Here is an 18,893-nt window from a genome sequence, read left to right on the forward strand (position 1 = left end):
CTCCGGGCTTTCGTTTCCGTATTTCGTGTTCCCGACTCTATCAGACACTTTCGTGTCCGACTTCCCCGGTCGCCTTCCAGTTCCCCGCTTCCGCGTTTCCCTTTCGGCGTGGTCACTACTTTAGCGGATTTCCCTTGCGGCTCATAATCGAGACGGCGGGACGGAATTCGGGCATGCCGAAAACGAACCCGTCAGGGAAATCGTAGGTAGTGGGTTGGCCGCTTCGGGGCGCTCTGGGTGGGGCTGAAAGCCCGTACCGACAGCAGTGCCCGTCTCAAGCGGCTCGGACTACGTTAGGTGTCCGTCGAGTCCGCGTCAAGTTCGTCGGTGGCGTGGCTTGTGAGCCCTGAAAGGACTCACCGTGGGGTCGCCGCTGATCCAGAAACGCCAGGGATGGTCGGCGCCCTCGCCGCCCACGCCGGTACGTGGGCCGTTCTTCACCAGGTCAGTGGGGGCGGGCGTGCCGTGCAGTACGGAGAGAGGGGACTCGGGGCCGGCGCAGAGGTCGGTGCCGTCCAGGGTGCGGTCGATGGCGAGTCCCGTGGCGAGGCGTGCCGGGCCTTTGGCCAGTTCGTTGTCGTTCCGGGCCGAGAGTCGTCGCTTGCGCACGAACTCGTGGCCGCTCGTCACCTCTCCTCCGCGCAGGAGGACACCGCTCGCTTTGCCCTCCTGGCCGCAGACCAGGTTCAGGCTGAACCACATGCCGTAGATGAAGTAGACGTACGCGTGGCCGGGCGGGCCGAACATGGATGCGTTGCGCGGGGTCTTTCCGCGGTAGGCGTGCGATCCGGGGTCTCCCTGGCCGTCGTATGCCTCGACCTCGGTGATGCGGAGTTCGATCGGGCCGTCGTCGGTCAGTCGCACGAGAGTGCGTCCCAGGAGGTCGGGGGCGACCTCCAGTACGGGGCGGTCGAAGAACGTCCTGCTGAGCGGCGTACGGTCGGGATCCTTGATCATGCCCTCCGAGCGTACTGGAAGCCATCTGTTCGGGCAGATGGTCACACGGCGTGTGCTTTGCCAGGGTGGGGGCGCGGAACCGGGTGCAGGGCTTCCGCGTTCGTAGTGGTCAGAACCTAAAGAATCTGGGGAGTAGGACATGGGCTTCAAGAAGTTGCTCGCGAGTCTGGGTGCCGGTGGCGCGTCGGTGGAGACGGTGCTGACCGAGGCGAACGTCGTGCCTGGTGGTGTGGTGCAGGGCGAGGTGCGCATTCAGGGCGGCTCGGTCGATCAGCAGATCGAGGGGCTCTCCGTCGGGCTGCAGGCGCGCGTCGAGGTCGAGGGCGGTGACCAGGAGGTCAAGCAGGACATCGAGTTCACGAAGCAGCGGCTCGGTGGTGCCTTCGAGGTGAAGGCGGGCGCGGTGCACGTGGTGCCGTTCAGCCTGGAGATTCCCTGGGAGACCCCGATCACCAGCATCGCCGGTCAGCAGCTGCACGGCATGAACATCGGCGTCACGACCGAGCTGGAGATCGCGCGGGCCGTGGACTCGGGCGACCTGGACCCGATCAATGTGCACCCCCTGCCGGCGCAGCAGGCGATTCTCGACGCCTTCGTACAGCTGGGCTTCCGCTTCAGGAGCGCGGACATGGAGCGTGGCCACATCCGGGGGACGCGTCAGCGGCTGCCCTTCTACCAGGAGATCGAGTTCCAGCCGCCGCAGCAGTACCGCGGGCTCAACCAGGTCGAGCTGACCTTCGTCGCGGACGACCGCGAGATGGATGTCGTCCTGGAGATGGACAAGAAGCCGGGGCTCTTCAGTGAGAGCAGCGACTCCTACCGGGCCTTCAAGGTCGGGCTGAACGACTTCCAGGGAACCGACTGGGTGGCTTACCTCAATCAGTGGCTTGCCCAGGTCGGCGGTCAGCGCAACTGGCTCTAGGCTCGGGAGCTGTCAGGTAGCCGCACAGTCCACATCGGAGGTTCAGACGTGTCCGAGGCGAAGAGGCCGCCGCTTCCCCATGACTTCCATCCGCCGGTGCCCTCGTTCACGGTGGTGAGTGAGGACGTCGCGGACGGGGCGGTGCTGAAGGACGCCCAGGTGTACGCGGCCGGCAACACGTCGCCGCATTTGCGGTGGGAAGGATTTCCCGCCGGGACGAAGAGCTTCGCCGTGACGTGCTTCGATCCCGACGCCCCGACCGGCAGTGGGTTCTGGCACTGGACCGTGTTCGACATTCCTGCGTCGGTCACGGAGCTGCCGGCCGGGGCGGGCAGCGAGAAGTTCGAGGGATTGCCGGAGGGCTCGGTGCAGGCCCGTAACGACTACGGGACGAAGGACTTCGGCGGGGCCGCCCCGCCGGCCGGTGAGCGGCACCGCTACGTGTTCACCGTGTACGCGGTGGACACGGAGGAGCTCGGGCCCGACGCCGACACCTCTCCCGCCGCTGTGGGGTTCAATCTGCGGTTCCACACGCTCGGGCGTGCGCAGCTGGTCGCCGAATACGAGGCCCCCGCGGCGAGTTGACCGTTCACTTTCTGTTTGCCCGTCCCCGGTCTTGGAAGAGATCAGGGACGGGCATCTTTTTATTGCGTTGTCCATCTCGGTGTGCCCGGTCAGAGTTGATCCAAGCCCGCCACGAGGCGGGCCGGCGCAGGGAGGGTGGGCGGGATGCGGGACACGCTGGTACTGAACGCGAGCTTCGAGCCGCTGTCTACGGTGACGCTGAACCGGGCGGTGGTGCTCGTCCTGCAGGACAAGGCCGTTGTCGAACAGGCCCGCCCCGGACTGCTGATGCGCGCGGCCGCCGTGGAGCTTCCGGTGCCGCAGGTGATCAGGCTCTGCCGGTACGTCCGGGTGCCCTTCCGAAGACAGGCACCGTGGTCGAGGCGCGGTGTGCTCATACGGGACCAGCACCGGTGCGCGTACTGCGGGCGGCGGGCTACCACCGTCGATCATGTGATACCGAAAGCCCAGGGCGGCGGGGACGGCTGGCTGAATACGGTGGCGTCCTGCGCGGAGGACAATCACCGCAAGGCGGACCGTACGCCGGAGGAGGCGGGCATGCCGTTGCTGCGGCGGCCGTTCGTGCCTTCGCCCGCCGACGCGATGCTGCTGTCGCTGGGGGCGAACGAGTGGTTCGCCCTGCCGGGCGGGGTCTCCCCCGCCCGGACGGAGCCGAGGCACCGGGGAGAACTGGCGCAGTCCGCGTAGGCGCCCGGAGGGGTGAGCCCGCCTTCGTCAGGAGGCGGGCTTCTGTATGTCAGCGCAGTACCAGCTGGACGATCGCGACGGTGCCCACGGCCACGATCAGAGCGCGCAGGGCGGTCGGTGGCAGGCGGCGGCCGATCTTGGCGCCGAGCTGGCCGCCGAGCGTGGAGCCGGCGGCGATGAGCGCGACGGCGGTCCAGTCGAACTCCGCGGCGAAGAGGAAGAAGACCGCGGCGACGCTGTTGACGATCGCGGCGAGGACGTTCTTGGTGGCGTTCAGGCGTTGCAGGGTGTCGTTGAGCAGCATGCCCATGAGGGCGACGTAGATGATTCCCTGCGCCGCGGTGAAGTAGCCGCCGTACACGCTGGCGAGCAGAAGGCCCGTGATGAGGAGCGGGCCGCCGTCGGGGTCGGGGGCGGCGTCGGAGCCGTTGCGCTCGCGGCGGCGCTGGACGGCCCGGGTGATACGGGGCTGGAGGACCACCAGGACCAGGGCGAGGCCGACCAGGACCGGCACGATCGTCTCGAAGGCGTCCGCCGGCAGTGCGAGGAGCAGTACGGCTCCGCAGAGGGCTCCGGCGGCGGTGGCCGCGCCCATGCGCAGGATGCGGCGGCGCTGGCCGGTGAGTTCCTTGCGGTAGCCGATGGCACCGCTGATCGAGCCGGGGATCAGGCCGAGGGCGTTGGAGACGGTGGCGGTCACCGGCGGCAGGCCGGTGGCGAGGAGGACCGGGAAGGTGATGAGGGTCCCGGAACCGACCATGGTGTTGATGGTCCCGGCGCCCACGCCCGCGGCGAAGACGGCGAACATCTCCCAGATGGTCACGGTGTGCCTCTCGTGCATGATCGGTGTGCCGAGCAACGATCATGCACGAGATGGGTGCGCGTCAGTCGACGGGGGGGTCCTGGCGGCGCTCCTGGCCCGTGTTGAAGCCCGGGGCGCCACCGCTGAAGTTGCCGAAGGCGCCGCTGAGGCCCTTGAGCGCGTCGCCGATCTCGCTGGGCACGATCCAGAGCTTGTTGGCATCGCCCTCGGCGATCTTCGGGAGCATCTGGAGGTACTGGTACGAGAGGAGCTTCTGGTCCGGGTCGCCCGCGTGGATCGACTCGAAGACCGTACGGATGGCTTGGGCCTCGCCCTCCGCGCGCAGCGCGGACGCCTTGGCCTCGCCCTCCGCGCGCAGGATCGCGGACTGCTTCTCGCCCTCGGCGGTGAGGATCGCGGACTGCCTGATGCCCTCGGCGGTGAGGATCGCGGCGCGCTTGTCGCGGTCGGCGCGCATCTGCTTCTCCATCGAGTCCTGGATGGAGGTGGGGGGCTCGATCGCCTTGAGCTCGACGCGGTTGACGCGGATGCCCCACTTGCCGGTGGCCTCGTCGAGGACGCCGCGCAGCGCCGCGTTGATCTCCTCTCGGGAGGTCAGGGTCCGCTCCAGGTCCATGCCGCCGATGATGTTGCGCAGCGTGGTGACGGTGAGCTGCTCGATCGCCTGGATGTAGCTGGCGACTTCGTACGTCGCGGCGCGGGCGTCGGTGACCTGGTAGTAGATGACGGTGTCGATGTTGACCACCAGGTTGTCCTGGGTGATCACCGGCTGGGGCGGGAAGGGCACGACCTGTTCGCGGAGGTCGATCCGGTTGCGGATCGAGTCGATGAACGGGACGACGATGTTCAGTCCCGCGTTGAGGGTGCGGGTGTAGCGGCCGAAGCGCTCCACGATGGCGGCGCTGGCCTGTGGGATGACCTGGATCGTCTTGATCAGGGCGATGAAGACCAGCACCACCAGAATGATCAGGACGATGATGACGGATGACATCGCGTTTCCCGTGCCCTTCGTATCGTGCTTCTCGGGAGACCGGCCAGGTCGTGTGCGGACGATCTGATGATCAATCTTCCCAGAACACGAGCCGGTGTGCGGGGTGTTCGGCTCACATGACCACTGCCGTTGCTCCGTCGATCTCGATGACGTCGACCTGCCGGCCCGGTTCGAAGGTCTGGTCGGCGTCGTAGGACCGGGCCGACCAGACCTCGCCCGCCAGTTTGATCCGGCCGCCGCTCCCGTCGACCCGTTCGAGCACGACCGCCTGACGTCCCCTCAGGGCGTCGATTCCGGTGGCGTGTTGGGGGCGTTCGGAGCGGTGCCGGGCCGCTATCGGGCGTACCACCGCGATGAGCGCGACCGAGACGGCGACGAAGACCAGTACCTGCGCGACCACACCGCCGCCCAGGCTCGCGGTCACGGCGCCGGCGACCGCGCCCGCCGACAGCATTCCGAATTCGGGCATCGCCGTCACCACGAGCGGGATTCCCAGCCCGACGGCGCCGATCAGCCACCACACCCATGCGTCGATGTCCACGTGGTCATGGTAGGCGCGGGGAGTCTTCGCGGACAGGGCGCGAGCGGGCCGCGGGCGGAACGCGGCCCGGGCGTGGGCGGGTCAGCCGAGCGGCAGGCCCTGGGCCGTCCAGCGGTCGGACCTGCGCTCGACGACGAGCGGCAGGCCGAAGCAGAGGGAGAGGTTGCGGGAGGTCAGTTCGGTCTCCACGGGGCCCGCGGCGAGGACCTTGCCCTGACGGATCATCAGGACGTGGGTGAAGCCGGGGGCGATCTCCTCGACATGGTGCGTCACCATGATCATCGAGGGGGCGTACGGGTCGCGGGCGAGGCGGCCGAGGCGGCGGACGAGGTCTTCGCGTCCGCCGAGGTCGAGACCGGCAGCGGGCTCGTCGAGGAGCAGCAGCTCGGGGTCGGTCATCATCGCGCGGGCGATCATGGTGCGCTTGCGCTCGCCCTCGGAGAGCGTGCCGAACTTCCGGTCCAGGTAGTCGGTCATACCGAGGCGGTCGAGGAAGGCGCGGGCACGCTGCTCGTCGACTTCGTCGTAGTTCTCGTGCCAGGTGGCGGTCATGCCGTACGCCGCGGTGAGCACCGTCTGGAGGACAGTCTGGCGCCTGGGCAGCTTGTCGGCCAGCGCGATGCCGGCCATGCCGATGCGGGGGCGGAGCTCGAAGACGTCGGTGCCGGGGCTGCCGAGCGTCTCGCCGAGGACCTTGGTGGTGCCGGTGGACGGGAAGAGGTAGCTGGAGGCGACGTTCAGCAGGGTGGTCTTGCCGGCGCCGTTCGGGCCGAGGATGACCCAGCGCTCGCCTTCCTTGACCGACCAGGAGACGTCTTCCACCAGAGCGCGTCCGTCGCGGACCACGGATACGTCCACCAGCTCCAGTACATCGCTCATGAGCGCGTTGTCTCCCCATGCAGTCTCGAGAATGTTGGGTGTGCCTGTGGGCACAGCTCCCAGGGAAAACCTACGCCACCGGTCGGGCGGTCCGGCCCCTAGGTCCCATTCCCTAGGCTGGGTCCATGCTTTCCGAACCTCGCTCAGGACGACTGGCCGCATGGGGAAACGCCCTTTTGGCCGGACTTGTTTCGCCGGATCACGTGGCGCTCGCCATTGTCGGGGAGGACGCGGTGCACCGGGTGGAAGGTGTGCCCGGGGAGGCGGGGCCGGTCGGTCTCACGCTGGCCCTGGGGCGGTTGCGCGCGCTGGGCGTGACGGGGTTCCGGGTGGCGCTGCCCGCGCCCGGGCATCCGCTGGGGCTCAGTGGGCCGCCGGAGTTCAACGCGCGGGCGCTGGACGCGGAGGAGGCGGTGGTCTGCTCGGGGGCGGCGCTGGGGCTGGTGCCGGAGGTGTACGAGGCGGGGCCGGCCGGGGACGTGCACGTCGAGGTGGTGTGGCACTGCCTGCCCGTACGGGAGGCGCCACCTGCTGATGTGCCCTCGCTCGGGGAGGCGGAGCGGGAGCTGGCGGAGGCGCTGCGGGACGCGACGGCGGTGCTCTCGCGGCTCGATGTGGCGGGGTCGGGCCCGGTGGCCGAGGCGGCGATCGACGCGTACCGGGCGCGGGTGGAGGGTGGCGGTGGTGAGGTGCTGGCCCCCGGGTACCCGCCGCGGGCGGTACGGGTGCTGGAACTCGCGCAGCGGGTCGGGCTGCTCGTCTCGGTGGCGTACGAGAACGGGCACGGGGGCGCGGTGAGTGCGTCCGAGATGGCGGCGCGGGGGGAGGCGCTGCGGCCGGTGGAGCGGGTGGCGCGGCGGGCGCAGGTGGCGGCGTACAACGCGTGGGTGGAGGAACGCGAGCGCCGCGAGGAGCGCTGACGAGAGCACCCTGGGTCCCGCCCCGCCGGACGGACTCCGGCGCAGCACCCCGGAGCCCGCCAGGCGCCGAGGGGTGCGAGGGGTGCGTCGAGAAGGGTGGGAGCCGGGGGCGGAACACGCGACCGGCCCCCAGGCGCGCTGTGCGCCTGGGGGCCGGTGGTCACCGCCCGAACGGGACCGGTCAGCGGTTGATGCCGTCGTTCCCGAAGGCCGGGTTGAGGACGCCGATGACGTTGACGGTGTTGCCGACAACGTTCACCGGGACGTGAACCGGGACCTGGACCAGGTTGCCGGAGCCGACGCCCGGGGACTGGACGGCCTTGCCCTGGGCGTGCGCGCCGCCGTCGGAGGCGGAGGCGACGCCGGTGCCGGCGGCGAGGAGGCCGCCCGCGACCATGGTGACGGCAGCGGCCTTCTTCAGGTTCTTCACTTCAGGATCCTCCTAGACGTCGCTGCGGCCAGCCGCCGCAGCACGTCATGAAAAACGCCCGGAGGCCCCTCGGGATGCGCCATTCGGGCGACATACACCCGACAGTATGAATCTCGGGCCGGGGCGCAGATCGTCCGCTTAACCCGTAATCCCATGTCGGACGGCCCACAGCGCCGCCTGGGTCCGGTCGGAGAGGTCCAGTTTCATCAGGATGTTCGACACGTGGGTCTTGACGGTCTTCTCGGAGAGGACCAGCGCGCGGGCGATCTCCCGGTTGGAGCGGCCGTCCGCGATCAGGGTGAGCACTTCCCGCTCCCGTTCGGTGAGCGTGCTCCCCCGGCCCGTGCCGTTGTTCCCGTCCTCCTGGGAGAGCAGGGCGCCCGCGACCTCGGGCTGGAGGAGGACATGGCCGGCGTGTACGGAGCGGATCGCGCCGGCCAGGGCGTCCGGGTCCACGTCCTTGTAGACGTAGCCCGAGGCCCCGGCGCGCAGGGCGGGTACGACGGTGCGCTGTTCGGTGAAGCTGGTGACGATCAGGACCTTGGCGGGGTTGGCGAGTTCGCGGAGCTTGCGCAGGGCGTCGATGCCGTCGGTTCCGGGCATCTTGATGTCCATGAGGACGACGTCGGGGCGGAGTTCCTCGGCCCGGGCCACGCCGTCGGCGCCGTCCGCGGCCTCCCCGACGACCTCGATGTCCTCCTGGATCTCCAGGAACGTGCGCAGGCCACGGCGTACCACCTGGTGGTCGTCGACCAGCAGGACGCGGATTCCGGTCTTTGACGGTCGTGCGGCCTCAGCCACCGGGGACCTCCATCTCGATCGTGGTGCCCTTGCCGGGCGCCGATTCCACAGTGAGCCTGCCGCCCGCGCCGCCGGCGCGGTCACGCATCGAGACCAGGCCGAGGTGACGGCCCGCTCTGCGTACGCTCTTGGGGTCGAAGCCGCTGCCGTCGTCCGTGATCCGCAGGCGGGCGCCCTGGCCGTTCTTCTCCAGTACGACGTCGACGTGGACCGCGCCCGAGTGGCGCAGCGCGTTGTGCAGGGCCTCCTGGGCGACGCGCAGGAGGGCTTCCTCCTGGGCCGCGGGCAGGGCCCGTACGCCGGAGCTGGTGAAGGTCACCCGGGCCGTGTGGGCGCGGTCCATGACCTGGATCTGGGTGCGCAGGGTGGCGATCAGGCCGTCCTCGTCGAGGGCCGCGGGGCGGAGCTCGACGACCGCGGCGCGCAGTTCGTCGACCGCCTCGGCGGCGAGCGCGGCCACCTGCTGGAGTTCGCCCTTGGCGCGGGCCGGGTCGCGGTCGACGAGGGCGGCGGCGGCCTGGGCGGTCAGGCGCAGGGAGAAGAGCTTCTGGCTCACGGCGTCGTGCAGCTCGTGGGCCAGGCGGGAGCGTTCCTCGGCGATGGTCAGCTCGCGGCTGCGCTCGTAGAGGCGGGCGTTGGTCAGGGCGATCGCGGCGTGCTGGGCGAGCATGCCGAGCAGTTCCTCGTCGTCCTCGGTGAAACCGCAGGCGCCGTCGGGCTTGGGGCAGCGCTTGTTGGCGAGGAAGAGCGCGCCGATGACCTCGTCGCCGTCGCGGATGGGCAGGCCCAGGAAGTCGGACATGTCGGGGTGCGCGGAGGGCCAGCCCTCGAAGCGGGGGTCCTTGCGCACGTCGGCGAGGCGCTCGGTGGCGGCGCCGTGCAGCATCGCGGCGAGGATGCCGTGCTGGCGGGGCAGCGGGCCGATGGCCTTCCACTGCTCCTCACTGACGCCGTCGACCACGAACTGGGCGAAGCCGCCGTGGTCGTCGGGGACCCCCAGCGCGGCGTATTCCGCGTCCAGGAGCTCACGGGCGGAGGCGACGATCGTCTTGAGGACGTCGCGCACTTCCAGGTGCCGGCTCATCGCGAGCAGTGCGGTGCTCACGGCGGTGAGGCCGGAGCGCGGGGAAGGCGTCTCCCCTGCCCGAACGGGACGGTGAGCCCGGGGGTGGTTCATGTGATCACCGTACCGGTGGGGTGCGGCGGTCGTATCGGACTCGGGGCGGCCCGGGACCGGGGCGCAGGGCGTAGGCCGAAGTGCCCTGGTGCGGTGGGGCCGGCGCAGGAGGCGCCGGGTGGGGACGGATTCCCACGGTGAGGGCGCGCCGATGCGGCGAAGGTACGGCGAAGGGGATGCCTGCCATGCCGGTTGCGCTCACCACGGGGGCCTCGCAGGGACGGGGGCGGGCGCTGGGGACGGGGCTCGCGGAGCGGGGCTGGGACCTGGTGCTGGACGCCAGGACCGGGGCCGTACTGGAGGACGCGGCGCGGGAGGCGCGCCCGTACGGGACGCGGGTGGTGGCCGTGGCCGGGGACGTCACCGACGCCGTGCACCGGGCGGAGCTGGTGGCCGCCGCGCGGGCTCGGCGGGCTGGATCTGCCGGTGAACAACGCGAGCGCACTGGGTGCGGAGCCGCTCGTGCGGCTGGAGGCGCTGCGGGCAGTGCTGGGGACGAGTGTGGTGGTGGCGCCCGGGCGCGTGCGGGAAGCGTTGCCACTGCTGCGGGAGGCGGGGGGCGGTGGTCTCGGTGGGTGCGGACGCAGCGGTGGAGGCGTACGGGACCTGGGGTGGGTGCGGGGCTTCGAAGGCGGCGCTCGACCAGCTGTCGGCGGCAGCGGCGCAGGAGGAGGCGGGAGGCGGGGCTGCGGGTGTGGGCGGTCGATCCGGGTGACATGCGGACCGGCCTGTACGCGGCGGCCGTACCGGACGACGACGCGGGGCGGCCGGAACCCGGCGCTGCGGTCCCGGCCTTCCTGCGGCCGCTCGACGAGCGGCCCGCGAGCGGCCGGTGCACGGCGTCGGCGCTCCTGGGACGGGAGGTGCAGCGGTGAAGGGAGCGGCAAGGGTGCCGGCCGTGCTCGGCGGACTGCGCGTACCGGAGGAGCCGTCGGCGCGCGTGCCCGCGGAGGAGCGCGGCTCGGGGCGTGACGATGTCCGGCTGCTGGTGTCGTGGGGTACGGAGGTCGCGCACCACGTATTCCGGGAGCCGACCGGGCTGCACGAGCCGCAGGCGCCGCATCTGCTGATGCCGGAGGCGATCGCGGGGCGGGCCGCGCCGGACCGCGGTCACGCCGAGGCGCCGAGGCATCTCTCCCTCTGGCACGAGTCGGCGACGTACCCCTCGACCACCCGGAGGAGAGCCCTCACGCTGGGCATCGCACGAGCAACTATTGGTGAGATCGCCGGAGGCTCCGTGTGAGCCCGCGCATAGGATCCACGTCACTTACGAAGGGCCCTAGTGGATGACTAAGGGGCATTTGGGCTGGGTATCGCCCAGCACCAGGCAGGTGTGCGAGGGTCCCGGTCCACTACCGGGGATCGTACGTCACACCTTTGCCACAGGATTTTGCGGACGCTAACAATGGCTGCCGTCGCACCGACTCCGCGGCTTCCGCTACTCGAAGAGGTACGTCTGCATGTCCGCTTTCCGCGCTCTTGGTCATGGTCGTCTGAACAAGAACCACAAGTTCTCGATCGCCGGTGTCGCCACTCTCGGCGCCGCCGCCCTCACGTTCTCACTCGTCCCGGGCAACGCATCCGCCGAGGCCGACACGCAGACCGTCGCCGCCGCCCCGGTGGCATGGTCGGCGGCCGCCGGCAGCGCCCAGGCCAAGACGGTGCACACGAGCATCACGCAGCAGCAGGTCGGCGCCGACCGGATGGCCAAGGCCGTGGCCGACGCGAGGGCGAAGGCCGACGCGAAGGTGGCGGCGGCCGCCAAGGCCAAGGCCGACGCCAAGGCCGCGGCTCAGGCCAAGGTGAAGGCCGCGGCCGAAGCGAAGGCCGCGGCGAAGAAGCGCGCCGACGAGCAGGCGGCCGCGAGCCGCGCCGCCGCGCGCAAGCCGGTCTACGCCAACAACCTGGACGGCTGGATCCGCGAGTCGCTGGCCATCATGAAGAAGCACGGCATCCCCGGTACGTACGAGGGCCTGCACCGCAACATCATCCGCGAGTCCTCCGGCGACCCGCGCGCGATCAACAACTGGGACATCAACGCCCAGAACGGCATCCCGTCGAAGGGCCTGCTCCAGGTCATCAAGCCGACCTTCGACGCGTACCACATCCCCGGTACGCCGCACGACCAGTACCACCCGGTCGCCAACATCACCGCCGCCGCCAACTACGCGGCCGACCGGTACGGCTCCATCGACAACGTCGACAGCGCCTACTGAGACTGACTGAGACCGACTGACACGAGCGGGACATGCGGGAAGGGCGGCACCTTGTGAGGTGCCGCCCTTCCGGCGTTCGTCGCGCGCCGTACCGCGGTACCGGCGCGCCCGTTACTTGCGCATGACCTCGGGCTCGTGGCGGCGCAGCAGGCGCACCACCACGAAGCCGCAGAGGAGGCCGATGCCGAGCAGTACGCCCATGTCGGCCGTCCACTGGCCGGCGGTGTGGTTCCACAGGGCGTCGAGGTTGTCCGGGTCCCAGGGCGCGACGACGTTGAGCTGCGCCGTGGTACCCAGGGCGGCGACGGCCCAGCGCGACGGCATCAGCCAGGCGACCTGCTCGATGCCGGGGCTGTCGTGGAGCTGGAAGAGGACACCGGTGAAGACGAGCTGGACGATCGCGAACATGACCAGCAGCGGCATGGTCTTCTCGGCGGTCTTCACCAGGGCGGAGATGACCAGGCCGAACATCATCGAGGTGAATCCGAACGCGCTGATGACCAGGGTCATCTCGACGACCGGGTACTCCTCGAAGAGGACACCCTCGGCCGGCAGCTTCGCGCGGGCGCCGAAGCCGATCGCCGCGAGGATCACGCCCTGCAGGGCGGTGATCGCGCCGAGGACGATGACCTTGGACATGAGGTACGCCGAACGGGAGAGGCCGGTGGCCCTTTCCCGCTCGTAGATGACCCGTTCCTTGATGAGCTCACGGACGGAGTTGGCGGCGCCGGAGAAGCAGGCGCCGACCGCGAGGATCAGCAGGATCATGCCGGCGTCCTTGTTGATCAGCCTGTTCCTCTCCGGGCCGAAGCCCAGACCGCTGTCCGCCGGGATCACGGTGCTGACGATGCCCAGCACCGCCGGGAGGATCAGCATGAGGCCGATGAAGCCCTTGTCGGAGACGATCACCGACACGTAGCGGCGGATCAGGGTCCACAGCTGTGAGCCCCAGCTCTGCGGCTTGGGCGGACGCATCTGCTGCGGGGACGGCATGTGTACGGGCTGTGCGGCGACGGCGTCGATGTCCGCGGCGTACATCTGGTAGTGCTGGGAGCCGCGCCAGCGGCCCGCCCAGTCGTAGTCGCGGTAGTTCTCGAAGGCGGAGAAGACGTCGGCCCAGGTGGTGTAGCCGAAGAAGTTCAGGGCCTCCTCGGGCGGGCCGAAGTAGGCGACGGACCCGCCGGGCGCCATGACCAGGAGCTTGTCGCAGATCGCGAGCTCGGCGACGGAGTGCGTGACGACCAGGACCGTACGGCCGTCGTCGGCGAGGCCGCGCAGCAGCTGCATGACGTCGCGGTCCATGCCCGGGTCGAGGCCGGAGGTCGGCTCGTCGAGGAAGATCAGCGACGGCTTGGTCAGCAGCTCCAGGGCCACGGAGACACGCTTGCGCTGGCCACCGGAGAGGGAGGTGACCTTCTTCTCCTTGTGGATGTCCAGCTTGAGCTCGCCGAGGACCTCGTCGATGCGCTGCTGGCGCTCGGCCTCGGTGGTGTCGGCCGGGAAGCGGAGCTTGGCGGCGTACTTGAGGGCCTTCTTGACGGTCAGCTCCTTGTGCAGGATGTCGTCCTGCGGGACCAGACCGATGCGCTGGCGGAGCTCGGCGAACTGCTTGTACAGGTTGCGGTTGTCGTAGAGGACGTCGCCCTGGTTGGCGGGCCGGTAGCCGGTGAGCGCCTTGAGCAGGGTGGACTTGCCGGAGCCCGAGGGGCCGATGACCGCGATGAGCGACTTCTCCGGTACGCCGAAGGAGACGTCCTTGAGGATCTGCTTGCCGCCGTCGACGGTGACGGTGAGGTGGCGGGCCGAGAAGGAGACCTCGCCGGTGTCCACGAACTCTTCGAGGCGGTCGCCGACCAGGCGGAACGTCGAGTGACCGACGCCCACGATGTCGCTGGGGCCGAGCAGCGCGGTGCCGGACTTGGGGATCGGCTGACCGTTGACGTACGTGCCGTTGTGGCTGCCGAGGTCGCTGATCTGGAACCGGCCGTCGGGCGTCGCGGTGAACTCGGCGTGCAGGCGGGACACCTGGAGGTCGGAGACGACCAGCTCGTTCTCCAGCGCACGGCCGATCCGCATCACGCGGCCCATGGACACCTGGTGGAACGTCGTCGGGCTGCGGTCGCCGTACACCGGCGGAGCCCCCGCGGCACCACCGGCCGGGCCGCCCTGCTGGTGCGGCACCTGCGCCTGATGGGGCATCTGCGCCTGATGGGGCACCTGAGCCTGATGGGGCACCTGAGCCTGATGGGGTCCCTGGGCCTGGTGGGGTGCCTGCTGCCACGCCTGCTGGGGCTGCTGAGGCGGCGCCTGGGCCGCCCAGCCGGGAGCGCCCTGCTGGTGCGGGGCCTGCTGGTGCGGGGCCTGCTGGTGCGGGGCCTGCTGGTGGGCCATCGCGCCCTGCCCGCCGGGCACGCCCGCGCCGGAGAGGCTCAGCCGCGGGCCGTCGGTGGCATTGCCCAGGTGGACCGCCGAGCCGGGGCCGATCTCCATCTGGTGGATGCGCTGGCCCTGCACGTACGTGCCGTTGGTGCTTCCGTGGTCCTCGATGACCCAACTACGGCCGCCCCAGCTGACGGTGGCATGCCGCCACGAGACCCTGGCGTCGTCGACCACCACATCGCCCTGCGGATCACGTCCGAGGGTGTACGACCTGGACGGATCGAGCGTCCAGGACCTTCCATTCAATTCCAGTACGAGTTCCGGCACTCCGCGCCCCACTAGTCGTCCCCCGAGTTCCCCCCGTCGCAGGGAGTCTAGGGATGCTGAACATCGTGAGGAACTATTTCAGGCCCGGTCCCCGATGAGGAAGCCGGGCTTGCGAAGTCCGCGTACGGACCGCCCGTCGCCCCGGGAGAAATAGCCCCGTAGAGGGAGAAACACCCATGAGTCCGCACGGACCATGGGTGATGCCGACAGCCCGGGACGTTCCGGCACAGATCGGAGCCCTGATGCGTGCGAGCGGCGGTGACGGTCCTCGGGGCGGGTGGTCCGGTCGGCCCGTCCGGCGAGGTCCCGGCGTCCGGCCCCGAGGGGGCGGAGGCGGTGCCGACCGTCGACATCACGCCACTCGGAGCGAGACCGGCCCGGGGCTCCGGGGCCGGGGCCTTCCCTCGCGTGTCCGGCCCTCGGGACAGGAGATGAGGGCCGGGAGAGGGCCCGATACGGTAGAGACATCATGAGCGCATCTCAGCCCAGCCAGTCCACTGACGCTGCCCCCACCCTCCTCGTCAAGATCTTCGGGAAGGACCGCCCCGGGATCACCGCCGGGCTCTTCGACACGCTGGCCGCCTACTCCGTCGACGTCGTCGACATCGAGCAGGTCGTCACCCGTGGCCGTATCGTCCTGTGCGCCCTCGTCACCGAGCCGACCGTGAGCACCGCCGGCGAACTGCGTGCCACCGTGCACAGCTGGGCCGGCTCCCTCAAGCTCCAGGCCGAGATCATCTCGGGTACGGGCGACAACCGTCCGCGCGGCAGCGGGCGTTCCCACGTCACCGTGCTCGGGCACCCCCTGACCGCGGAGTCGACCGCCGCCATAGCGGCCACGATCACCGGGACCGGCGGCAACATCGACCGGATCTTCCGGCTGGCCAAGTATCCGGTCACCGCGGTGGAGTTCGCCGTCTCCGGTACGGAGACCGAGCCCCTGCGCACCGCACTCGCGCTGGAGGCCGCGGAGCTCGGGATCGATGTGGCCGTGGTGTCGGCCGGGCTGCACCGGCGCGCCCAGCGCCTCGTCGTGATGGACGTGGACTCCACGCTCATCCAGGACGAGGTCATCGAGCTGTTCGCGGCGCACGCGGGCTGCGAGGACAAGGTCGCCGAGGTGACCGAGCGGGCGATGCGCGGCGAGCTGGACTTCGAGCAGTCGCTGCACGCGCGCGTCGCGCTGCTCGCCGGGCTCGACGCCGAGGTCGTGGACAAGGTGCGGCAGGAAGTGCGGCTCACGCCGGGCGCCCGCACCCTGATCCGTACGCTCAAGCGGCTCGGTTACCAAGTGGGCGTGGTGTCGGGCGGGTTCACCCAGGTCACCGATGACCTGAAGGAGCGGCTCGGGCTGGACTTCGCGTCCGCCAACACGCTGGAGATCGTGGACGGAAAGCTCACCGGCCGCGTCGTCGGCGAGGTCGTGGACCGCGCGGGCAAGGCCCGGCTGCTGCGCCGCTTCGCCGCCGAGGCGGGCGTACCGCTCGCGCAGACCGTGGCGGTCGGCGACGGCGCCAACGACCTCGACATGCTGAACGCGGCGGGTCTCGGTGTCGCCTTCAACGCCAAGCCCGTCGTGCGCAAGGCCGCCGACGCCGCCGTGAACGTGCCCTTCCTGGACACCGTGCTGTATCTGCTCGGTATCACGCGGGAAGAGGTCGAGGCCGCCGACGGCCTCGCGGAGTGAGCGGGTGAGCGGGCGGTGACGTGAAGGCCCCGGTGCGGACTGGTCCGCGCCGGGGCCTCTGCCCGTACCGCTCGGTACCGCTCGAAGGGGGTCGCGGTCAGTCGTGCGGGGCCCAGTAGTCCAGGAGCTCGCCCACGTCGTGCTCCACCGTCTTCCAGGAGCCGGTGAAGCCGATGATCGCGAACGACGCGGTCGGGAAACCACTCCTGCTCATGCGGGCCAGGGCGTCGCCCTCGCCGGAGCCCGCGAGGGCGTCGGCGGCCGCGTGCATACCGGGGTTGTGTCCGACGACGAGGAGGTCGTTCACCTCGTCCGGGGTCTCGTTCAGGAGCGCGAGGATGTCGCCGAGGGTGGCCTCGTACAGCCCCTCCTCGTAGACGGTCCTGGGGCGCCTCGGCATTTCCTGTACGGCCAGCTTCCAGGTCTCACGGCACCTGGTCGCGGTCGAGCACAGAGCCAGGTCGAAGGTGATGCCCGTGTCCGCCAGCCGGTGTCCGGCGACCGGGGCGTCCATGCGGCCCCGGTCGGCGAGCGGCCGATCATGGTCGGACACATCCGGCCAGTCGGCCTTCGCGTGCCGGAGTAGGACGATCCTGCGGGGTGTATCGACGCTCATGCATCCCAGCTTCGCATGGATCGTGCCACGGGGCGCAGAGTGTTGAAGGCTCCCCCAGCACGGGTGAACGGGGTGCGGGCGGCTAGTGGGACAGGGTCTGCTGGATGCGCTCCACGAGGTGCGCGACCGCCGGATCGCCGGTCGCCGCGTGTGCCTGGCCGGGCCCGGCGATGAGGAGGAGCAGGACGGCGAAGGCGAGGGCGGGGAGGACGAGGGCCCACCAGGGGAGGCGGACGTCGACGCGGGAGGCCGGGGGGTGGGTCCGGATGTGTGCGCGGGCCGCCATGGCCGCCTCCGTCGTGTTGTCCGACTGATGTACGTCGAACCTACGGAGTGCGGGCGCGCGGGCCCATCCGGTGATCCACCCACTTCACCCTGAACCTGGCCCCCTAGGGGACGGTGGGGACAGCCCCACCGTCGGGCCCGGCACCGGGGCTCACGGCGAGGCCAGGGTCGCGATGATCGCGATGATCACCGTGATGCCGAGCATCGCGCCGAGCACGAGGAGCAGCTTCTTCTGGCCGTTCTGGGGGTGGGGGTCGAGTACAGGCATACGGCCAGTCTCGCACCCTTCGCGCGTCCGGATCCGGCCGGGTCAGCGGAGCTCTTCCTCGATGGTGCGGTTGCGGCCGGCCAGCGCGCCGACCACGATCTGCGGCACCATCAGACCCGCCATCAGGGCGATCGGCAGGCCCCAGCTGCCACTGTGCTGGTAGAGCACGCCGACCAGCAGCGGTCCGGGGATCGAGATCAGGTAGCCGGTGCTCTGGGCGAAGGCGGAGAGGCGGACGACGCCCGCGCCGCTCTTCGCCCGCATGCCGATCATGGTCAGGGCCAGCGGGAAGGCGCAGTTGGAGACGCCGAGCAGCAGGGCCCACGCCCAGGCTCCGGAGGCGGGGGCGAGGTAGAGGCCGGCGTAACCGAGGAGACCGCAGAGGCCGAGGACGGCCACGATCGGGCCCTGGGTGCGCATGCGGGAGGCGACGCGGGGGATGACGAACGCGAGCGGGATGCCCATCGCCATGGTGACGGCGAGCAGCACACCGGCCGTGCCCGCGGAGACTCCCGCGTCGCGGAAGATCTGCGGCATCCAGCCCATGGTGATGTACGCGGCGGTGGCCTGGAGGCCGAAGAAGCAGGCGAGCGCCCAGGCCGTACGGCTGCGGGTGATGCTCGGGGTGGGGGCGGGGGCGCTGCCGTGCTCCTGGGCTGCTGCGTGATCCTTGTGTTCCTCGGGCGCGCGGGTGCTGGGGTGGCGCGTGAGGAGGAGCCAGGGCAGTACGGCGACGGCGGCCAGGGAGCCCCACACCGCGAGGCCGGTCTGCCAGCTGTCGCCCAGCCCCTGGGTCAGGGGAACGGTGGCGGCCGCGGCGAGCGCGGTGCCGAGCGCGAGGGCCATCGAGTACAGCCCGGTCATCTGGCCGACGCGGTCGGGGAACCAGCGCTTGACGATGACCGGCATCAGGATGTTGCTCAGCGCGATACCCATGAGGGCGAGTGCGCTGGCCGCGAGGAATCCGGCGGTGGAGCCCAGGTAGGGGCGGATCAGCAGGCCGGCCGCGATGGCGGCCATGCCCGCGCAGACGATCGCGCCGGGGCCGAACCTGCGGGCGAGCCGCGGGGCGGTGAGGCCGAAGACCGCGAAGCACAGCGGCGGCACGGAGGTCAGGAGGCCCGCGACGCTGCCGCTCATGCCGAGTCCGGCGCGGACCTCTTCGAGCAGCGGGCCGAGGCTGGTGATGGCCGGGCGGAGGTTGAGCGCGGCGAGGACGAGCCCGAGGACCACGGTCCGGGTCACCCAGACCGGCCGCTTCCGCTGTTCTCTCGGTGCGGACGGTACGGAAACGGGGCCCTCCGCGGGATCGGCCGGTGCGGTGGAAGCGGGGGGAACAGTGGGGGCGGCGGGGCTCAGGGTCCTGGTCTCGTCGTCGGGCATGGCACCATCATAGAATCAT

20 protein-coding genes and 1 pseudogene are annotated in these 18,893 nt (G+C 70.4%); 8 read left to right on the forward strand and 13 right to left on the reverse strand.

Going from position 1 to position 18,893, the window contains the following annotated elements; genetic code table 11:
- Window positions 1-315: 315 nt before the first annotated feature.
- Window positions 316-957 (reverse strand): DNA-3-methyladenine glycosylase, encoded by a 642-nt coding sequence (locus ABD374_RS02825; protein ID WP_344490034.1) that lies wholly within the window; start codon window positions 955-957, stop codon window positions 316-318.
- Window positions 958-1,096: 139 nt separating this feature from the next.
- Between ABD374_RS02825 and ABD374_RS02830 the strand changes: the two genes are divergently transcribed.
- From ABD374_RS02830 to ABD374_RS02840, 3 genes are all read left to right on the forward strand, one after another.
- A complete protein-coding gene (locus tag ABD374_RS02830; RefSeq protein ID WP_344490037.1) occupies window positions 1,097-1,879 on the forward strand; it encodes a sporulation protein in 783 nt (260 codons plus the stop codon).
- A 48-nt stretch (window positions 1,880-1,927) separates the two neighbouring features.
- A complete protein-coding gene (locus ABD374_RS02835; protein WP_344490040.1) occupies window positions 1,928-2,464 on the forward strand; it encodes a YbhB/YbcL family Raf kinase inhibitor-like protein in 537 nt (178 codons plus the stop codon).
- A 144-nt stretch (window positions 2,465-2,608) separates the two neighbouring features.
- Entirely contained in the window at window positions 2,609-3,151 is a 543-nt protein-coding gene (locus ABD374_RS02840) for an HNH endonuclease (RefSeq protein WP_344490043.1), read from the forward strand.
- A 49-nt stretch (window positions 3,152-3,200) separates the two neighbouring features.
- Here ABD374_RS02840 and ABD374_RS02845 read toward each other — a convergent pair whose 3' ends face one another.
- The 4 genes from ABD374_RS02845 to ABD374_RS02860 form a co-directional block, all read right to left on the reverse strand.
- The gene (locus tag ABD374_RS02845) at window positions 3,201-3,974 is read right to left on the reverse strand and encodes a sulfite exporter TauE/SafE family protein (RefSeq protein WP_344490266.1); all 774 of its coding nucleotides are present in this window, start codon (window positions 3,972-3,974) and stop codon (window positions 3,201-3,203) included.
- 61 nt (window positions 3,975-4,035) lie between these two features.
- Entirely contained in the window at window positions 4,036-4,965 is a 930-nt protein-coding gene (locus ABD374_RS02850; RefSeq protein WP_344490046.1) for an SPFH domain-containing protein, read from the reverse strand.
- A gap of 112 nt (window positions 4,966-5,077) precedes the next feature.
- Window positions 5,078-5,506 (reverse strand): NfeD family protein, encoded by a 429-nt coding sequence (locus ABD374_RS02855; RefSeq protein WP_344490049.1) that lies wholly within the window; start codon window positions 5,504-5,506, stop codon window positions 5,078-5,080.
- 81 nt (window positions 5,507-5,587) lie between these two features.
- Window positions 5,588-6,385, reverse strand: a complete 798-nt coding sequence (locus ABD374_RS02860; RefSeq protein ID WP_344490052.1) for an ABC transporter ATP-binding protein — start codon at window positions 6,383-6,385, stop codon at window positions 5,588-5,590.
- 125 nt (window positions 6,386-6,510) lie between these two features.
- Here ABD374_RS02860 and ABD374_RS02865 point away from each other — a divergent pair, with 125 nt between their 5' ends.
- Window positions 6,511-7,305 carry a hypothetical protein gene (locus ABD374_RS02865; protein ID WP_344490055.1) on the forward strand — a complete coding sequence of 265 codons (795 nt, stop codon included), beginning with the start codon at window positions 6,511-6,513 and terminating at the stop codon, window positions 7,303-7,305.
- Window positions 7,306-7,486: 181 nt separating this feature from the next.
- Here ABD374_RS02865 and ABD374_RS02870 read toward each other — a convergent pair whose 3' ends face one another.
- The 3 genes from ABD374_RS02870 to ABD374_RS02880 form a co-directional block, all read right to left on the reverse strand.
- Window positions 7,487-7,735, reverse strand: a complete 249-nt coding sequence (locus ABD374_RS02870; RefSeq protein ID WP_344490058.1) for a chaplin family protein — start codon at window positions 7,733-7,735, stop codon at window positions 7,487-7,489.
- A gap of 138 nt (window positions 7,736-7,873) precedes the next feature.
- The gene (locus tag ABD374_RS02875; RefSeq protein ID WP_344490061.1) at window positions 7,874-8,536 is read right to left on the reverse strand and encodes a response regulator; all 663 of its coding nucleotides are present in this window, start codon (window positions 8,534-8,536) and stop codon (window positions 7,874-7,876) included.
- Window positions 8,529-9,713: a GAF domain-containing sensor histidine kinase gene (locus tag ABD374_RS02880; protein WP_344490064.1), complete on the reverse strand. Its 1,185-nt coding sequence runs from the start codon at window positions 9,711-9,713 to the stop codon at window positions 8,529-8,531. The genes ABD374_RS02875 and ABD374_RS02880 overlap by 8 nt, the downstream gene beginning before the upstream one ends.
- Window positions 9,714-9,898: 185 nt before the next feature.
- On the opposite strand from ABD374_RS02880, the pseudogene ABD374_RS02885 reads away from it, so the two are divergent.
- The 3 genes and pseudogenes from ABD374_RS02885 to ABD374_RS02895 all read left to right on the forward strand — a co-directional run bounded on the left by ABD374_RS02885 (window position 9,899) and on the right by ABD374_RS02895 (window position 11,929).
- Window positions 9,899-10,588 (forward strand): annotated as a pseudogene (locus ABD374_RS02885) (SDR family NAD(P)-dependent oxidoreductase).
- A gap of 14 nt (window positions 10,589-10,602) precedes the next feature.
- Entirely contained in the window at window positions 10,603-10,956 is a 354-nt protein-coding gene (locus ABD374_RS34525) for a hypothetical protein (protein ID WP_425577116.1), read from the forward strand.
- Between the two features lie 217 nt (window positions 10,957-11,173).
- Window positions 11,174-11,929 carry a transglycosylase SLT domain-containing protein gene (locus ABD374_RS02895; RefSeq protein ID WP_344490067.1) on the forward strand — a complete coding sequence of 252 codons (756 nt, stop codon included), beginning with the start codon at window positions 11,174-11,176 and terminating at the stop codon, window positions 11,927-11,929.
- Window positions 11,930-12,040: 111 nt separating this feature from the next.
- Here the strand turns inward: ABD374_RS02895 and ABD374_RS02900 are convergent, their stop codons facing one another.
- Window positions 12,041-14,635: an FHA domain-containing protein gene (locus ABD374_RS02900; protein WP_344490070.1), complete on the reverse strand. Its 2,595-nt coding sequence runs from the start codon at window positions 14,633-14,635 to the stop codon at window positions 12,041-12,043.
- Window positions 14,636-15,104: 469 nt separating this feature from the next.
- Between ABD374_RS02900 and serB the strand changes: the two genes are divergently transcribed.
- Window positions 15,105-16,322 (forward strand): phosphoserine phosphatase SerB, encoded by a 1,218-nt coding sequence (serB, locus tag ABD374_RS02905; protein WP_344490073.1) that lies wholly within the window; start codon window positions 15,105-15,107, stop codon window positions 16,320-16,322.
- Window positions 16,323-16,419: 97 nt separating this feature from the next.
- Here serB and ABD374_RS02910 read toward each other — a convergent pair whose 3' ends face one another.
- The 4 genes from ABD374_RS02910 to ABD374_RS02925 form a co-directional block, all read right to left on the reverse strand.
- Window positions 16,420-16,938, reverse strand: coding sequence for a SixA phosphatase family protein (locus ABD374_RS02910; protein ID WP_344490076.1), 519 nt, complete (start codon window positions 16,936-16,938; stop codon window positions 16,420-16,422).
- A gap of 82 nt (window positions 16,939-17,020) precedes the next feature.
- Complete coding sequence (locus tag ABD374_RS02915; RefSeq protein WP_344490079.1) at window positions 17,021-17,224, reverse strand: hypothetical protein; 204 nt, start codon at window positions 17,222-17,224, stop codon at window positions 17,021-17,023.
- A gap of 150 nt (window positions 17,225-17,374) precedes the next feature.
- Entirely contained in the window at window positions 17,375-17,491 is a 117-nt protein-coding gene (locus ABD374_RS02920) for an SGM_5486 family transporter-associated protein (RefSeq protein ID WP_344490082.1), read from the reverse strand.
- Between the two features lie 42 nt (window positions 17,492-17,533).
- Window positions 17,534-18,874, reverse strand: coding sequence for a CynX/NimT family MFS transporter (locus ABD374_RS02925; protein WP_344490085.1), 1,341 nt, complete (start codon window positions 18,872-18,874; stop codon window positions 17,534-17,536).
- Between the last annotated feature and the right edge of the window lie 19 nt (window positions 18,875-18,893).

Source organism: Streptomyces enissocaesilis (genome assembly GCF_039533765.1).
Lineage (GTDB): Bacteria > Actinomycetota > Actinomycetes > Streptomycetales > Streptomycetaceae > Streptomyces > Streptomyces enissocaesilis.

What these genes read in the sequence shown, in the direction of transcription:
- ABD374_RS02830 (WP_344490037.1), top strand. Translation starts at nt 1,097, where the DNA reads ATGGGCTTCAAGAAGTTGCTCGCGAGTCTGGGTGCCGGTGGCGCGTCG.
- ABD374_RS02925 (WP_344490085.1), bottom strand. Translation starts at nt 18,874, where the DNA reads ATGCCCGACGACGAGACCAGGACCCTGAGCCCCGCCGCCCCCACTGTT.
- ABD374_RS02895 (WP_344490067.1), top strand. Translation starts at nt 11,174, where the DNA reads ATGTCCGCTTTCCGCGCTCTTGGTCATGGTCGTCTGAACAAGAACCAC.
- ABD374_RS02840 (WP_344490043.1), top strand. Translation starts at nt 2,609, where the DNA reads ATGCGGGACACGCTGGTACTGAACGCGAGCTTCGAGCCGCTGTCTACG.
- ABD374_RS02910 (WP_344490076.1), bottom strand. Translation starts at nt 16,938, where the DNA reads ATGAGCGTCGATACACCCCGCAGGATCGTCCTACTCCGGCACGCGAAG.
- ABD374_RS02920 (WP_344490082.1), bottom strand. Translation starts at nt 17,491, where the DNA reads ATGCCTGTACTCGACCCCCACCCCCAGAACGGCCAGAAGAAGCTGCTC.
- ABD374_RS02825 (WP_344490034.1), bottom strand. Translation starts at nt 957, where the DNA reads ATGATCAAGGATCCCGACCGTACGCCGCTCAGCAGGACGTTCTTCGAC.
- serB (WP_344490073.1), top strand. Translation starts at nt 15,105, where the DNA reads ATGAGCGCATCTCAGCCCAGCCAGTCCACTGACGCTGCCCCCACCCTC.
- ABD374_RS02915 (WP_344490079.1), bottom strand. Translation starts at nt 17,224, where the DNA reads ATGGCGGCCCGCGCACACATCCGGACCCACCCCCCGGCCTCCCGCGTC.
- ABD374_RS02865 (WP_344490055.1), top strand. Translation starts at nt 6,511, where the DNA reads ATGCTTTCCGAACCTCGCTCAGGACGACTGGCCGCATGGGGAAACGCC.
- ABD374_RS02860 (WP_344490052.1), bottom strand. Translation starts at nt 6,385, where the DNA reads ATGAGCGATGTACTGGAGCTGGTGGACGTATCCGTGGTCCGCGACGGA.
- ABD374_RS02850 (WP_344490046.1), bottom strand. Translation starts at nt 4,965, where the DNA reads ATGTCATCCGTCATCATCGTCCTGATCATTCTGGTGGTGCTGGTCTTC.
- ABD374_RS02880 (WP_344490064.1), bottom strand. Translation starts at nt 9,713, where the DNA reads ATGAACCACCCCCGGGCTCACCGTCCCGTTCGGGCAGGGGAGACGCCT.